The 3,890-nt window shown below is 64.2% G+C and carries 3 protein-coding genes; all 3 read left to right on the top strand.

Translation table 11 applies throughout. The features are described from left to right. Positions 1-59 precede the first annotated feature (59 nt). The gene (gene fdhF / locus WC739_RS24885) at positions 60-2,936 is read left to right on the top strand and encodes a formate dehydrogenase subunit alpha (protein WP_372955645.1); all 2,877 of its coding nucleotides are present in this window, start codon (positions 60-62) and stop codon (positions 2,934-2,936) included. Between the two features lie 57 nt (positions 2,937-2,993). Further along, positions 2,994-3,218, top strand: a complete 225-nt coding sequence (locus tag WC739_RS24880; protein WP_372955644.1) for a hypothetical protein — start codon at positions 2,994-2,996, stop codon at positions 3,216-3,218. Next, on the top strand, positions 3,218-3,890 hold a 673-nt coding region (fdhD, locus tag WC739_RS24875), incomplete at its 3' end, for a formate dehydrogenase accessory sulfurtransferase FdhD (RefSeq protein WP_372955643.1). The genes WC739_RS24880 and fdhD, both read left to right, overlap by 1 nt.

Genomic DNA, 3,890 nt, shown 5'->3' with positions numbered 1-3,890 from the left:
CACTTTCGCGAAGATTTCAAGCCGGCGCCGGTCGCCGAAGCAGCAGAATAGGAGCCTCCATGGGTCTCGTTCAGGAAATCGACTACGGCACGCCGGCCTCGAGCTCGCAGAAGCAGGTGACGCTGACGGTCGACGGATTCACCGTAACGGTGCCGGAAGGCACGTCGATCATGCGCGCCTCGATGGAGGCCGGCATCGCCATCCCGAAGCTGTGCGCCACCGATATGGTCGACGCCTTCGGCTCCTGCCGGCTCTGCCTGGTCGAGATCGACGGCCGCAACGGCACGCCCTCCTCCTGCACGACGCCGGTGGCGCCGGGCATGGTGGTGCATACCCAGACCGGCCGTCTCAAGGATATCCGCCGCGGCGTGATGGAGCTCTACATCTCCGATCATCCGCTCGACTGCCTGACCTGCGCGGCCAATGGCGATTGCGAGTTGCAGACGCAAGCCGGTGTCGTTGGCCTGCGCGATGTGCGCTATGGCTACGAAGGCGACAACCACGTCTTCAAGAAGAACGACGGCGCCGAGAACTTCAAATGGATGGCGAAGGACGAGTCCAACCCGTACTTCACCTATGACCCGTCGAAATGCATCGTCTGCTCGCGCTGCGTGCGCGCATGCGAGGAGGTGCAGGGCACCTTCGCGCTGACGATCGAGGGCCGTGGCTTCGGCAGCCGCGTTTCGCCGGGCATGCATGAGCTGTTCATCGACTCGGAGTGTGTGTCCTGCGGCGCCTGCGTGCAGGCCTGCCCGACGGCGACCCTGACGGAAAAGTCGGTGATCCAGATCGGCCAGCCGGAGCACTCCGTGGTCACCACCTGCGCTTATTGCGGCGTCGGCTGCTCGTTCAAGGCCGAGATGCGCGGCGACGAACTGGTGCGCATGGTGCCCTACAAGGACGGCAAGGCCAATCGCGGCCACTCCTGCGTCAAGGGCCGCTTCGCCTATGGCTATTCGACCCACAAGGACCGCATCCTCAACCCGATGATCCGCGAGAAGATCACCGACCCCTGGCGCGAAGTGTCGTGGGAAGAGGCGCTCACCCACACCGCCAATGAATTCCGCCGCATCCAGTACCAGTATGGCCGCACCGCGATCGGCGGCATTACCTCGTCGCGCTGCACGAATGAGGAAACCTACCTGGTGCAGAAGCTGATCCGCCAGGGCTTCCGCAACAACAATGTCGACACCTGCGCCCGCGTCTGCCACTCGCCGACGGGGTATGGCCTCGGCCAGACCTTCGGCACCTCGGCTGGAACGCAAGATTTCGATTCCGTCGAGCACACCGATGTCGTCATGGTCATCGGCGCCAATCCGGCAGCGGCGCATCCGGTCTTCGCCTCGCGGCTGAAGAAGCGGCTGCGCCAGGGCGCGAAGCTGATCGTGCTCGACCCGCGCCGCACGGAGATGGTCAAGTCGCCGCACGTCGAGGCCGCACACCACTTGCCGCTCAAGCCCGGCACTAATGTCGCGGTGATCACGTCGCTGGCGCATGTCATCGTCACCGAAGGGCTGTTCGACGAAGCCTTCATCCGCGAACGCTGCGACTGGGACGAGTTCCAGGATTGGGCGACCTTCGTGGCGCTGCCGGAAAACAGCCCGGAAGTCGTCGGCAAGCTCGCCAATGTCGACCCGGAAGAGATTCGCGGCGCGGCGCGGCTGTTCGCACGCGGCGGCAATGGTGCGATCTACTACGGCCTCGGCGTGACGGAACACAGCCAGGGTTCGACCACCGTGATCGCCATCGCCAACCTCGCCATGGCGACCGGCAATGTCGGCCGCCCGGGCGTCGGCGTGAACCCGTTGCGCGGCCAGAACAATGTGCAGGGTTCCTGCGACATGGGCTCGTTCCCGCACGAGCTTCCCGGCTATCGCCACGTCTCCGGCGACGCGGTGCGCGACATCTATGAGAGCCTGTGGGGCGTGAAGCTTGACGACGAGCCCGGCCTGCGCATCCCCAACATGCTGGACGCCGCCGTCGACGGGACGTTCAAGGGCCTTTACGTGCAGGGCGAGGACATATTGCAGTCCGACCCCGACACCAAGCATGTCGCGGCCGGCCTCGCCGCCATGGAATGCGTGGTCGTGCATGACCTGTTCCTCAACGAAACCGCGAACTACGCGCATGTCTTCCTGCCCGGTTCGACCTTCCTCGAGAAGGACGGCACCTTCACCAATGCCGAGCGCCGGATCAACCGCGTGCGCAAGGTGATGGCGCCGAAGAACGGCCTGGCCGACTGGGAAGTGACACAGAAACTCGCCCAGACGATGGGGTTGAACTGGAACTATCAGCATCCGTCCGAAATCATGGACGAGATCGCCAAGACGACACCGAGCTTCGCCAGCGTGTCCTACGACTTTCTGGAAAAGATGGGCTCGGTGCAGTGGCCCTGCAACGAGAAGGCGCCGGAAGGCACGCCGATCATGCATATTGACGGCTTCGTGCGCGGCAAGGGCAAGTTCATCCGCACCGAGTATGTGGCAACGGACGAGAGGACCGGTCCCCGCTTCCCGCTGCTGCTGACCACCGGGCGCATCCTCAGCCAGTACAATGTCGGCGCGCAGACAAGGCGCACCGAGAACATCGTCTGGCACAGCGAGGATAGGCTCGAGATCCACCCGCACGACGCCGAGAACCGTGGCCTGCGCGATGGCGACTGGGTGCGGCTGACCAGCCGCTCGGGCGAGACGACGCTGCGGGCGCTGATCACCGACCGGGTGTCGCCCGGCGTGGTCTACACGACCTTCCACCATCCCGACACGCAGGCCAACGTGATCACCACCGACTTCTCCGACTGGGCGACGAACTGTCCGGAGTACAAGGTGACGGCGGTGCAGGTGGGCGCCTCCAACGGTCCGTCGGAATGGCAGCGCGAGTATGACGAGCAGGCCAAGCACAGCCGCCGCATCGCGACGCTGGAAGCGGCGGAGTAAGCTTCGCAACCTCGCCTTCGGACAATGAAGGCGAGGTTGCATCGACGGAGGATCGGCGTGACTCGTAACGAAGCCTACGAACTGCTCCTTCGCCTTTGTGAGAAGCAAGGCGCCGACTTGGATCGTTTTCTAAGCGATATTCAGGGACGTGCTGCTGCGGATGATTTCGACAAGCTCCGGAGCATCGTTGGCACAATAATGGGAAATGGACACTATGCGGCTTTCGAAGCCATCGCACATGACGTTCCTGAGCTGACTCCCATTTGGATGAAGCGAAGCTGATGCGCCCACGCCCTCCCATTTCCCAAATCTCACGTCTCGCTCACCGTGCGAGCGGCACCGCAACCGCCAACCGCATGGTGCCGGAAGAGACGCCGATAGCGTTCTCCTTCGCCGGAACCACTCACGCGGTGATGATGGCGAGCCCGGCGGATTTCGAGGATTTCGCGCTCGGCTTTTCGTTGACCGAAGGCATCATCGCCTCGCCCGACGAAATCGAGGCGATCGACGTCGAGGATCACGGCGCCGGCATCGATATCCAGATCCGCTTGAGGGACACCGCCAACACGCGCTTCGAGGCGCGCCGTCGCCGGCTGGCCGGGCCGGTCGGCTGCGGCCTGTGCGGCATCGAATCGATCGAGGAAGCAATGCGCTCTGTCGACGCCGTTGGTGCGTCAAGACTTACGCTCGATGCCGGTGACGTCGTCCGCTCCGTCAGGCTGCTGTCCAAAGTGCAGCCGTTGCACGCCGAGACCGGAGCCGTGCATGCCGCCGGCTTCTATGTTCCGGGCAAGGGCATCGTCATGGCGCGCGAGGATGTCGGCCGCCATAACGCGCTCGACAAGCTGGCCGGCGCCCTGGCCAAGGCCGGTATCGACGGCGCCTCGGGAGCCGTGGTCGTGACGTCACGCGTCTCCGTCGAGATGGTGCAAAAGACGGCGGCCATAGGTTCAG

It is taken from the genome of Mesorhizobium sp. (assembly GCF_041661565.1).
Lineage (GTDB): Bacteria > Pseudomonadota > Alphaproteobacteria > Rhizobiales > Rhizobiaceae > Mesorhizobium.
The sequence above is the reverse complement of the archived record's forward strand: the minus strand, read 5'-3'. Positions and strand labels throughout refer to the sequence as shown.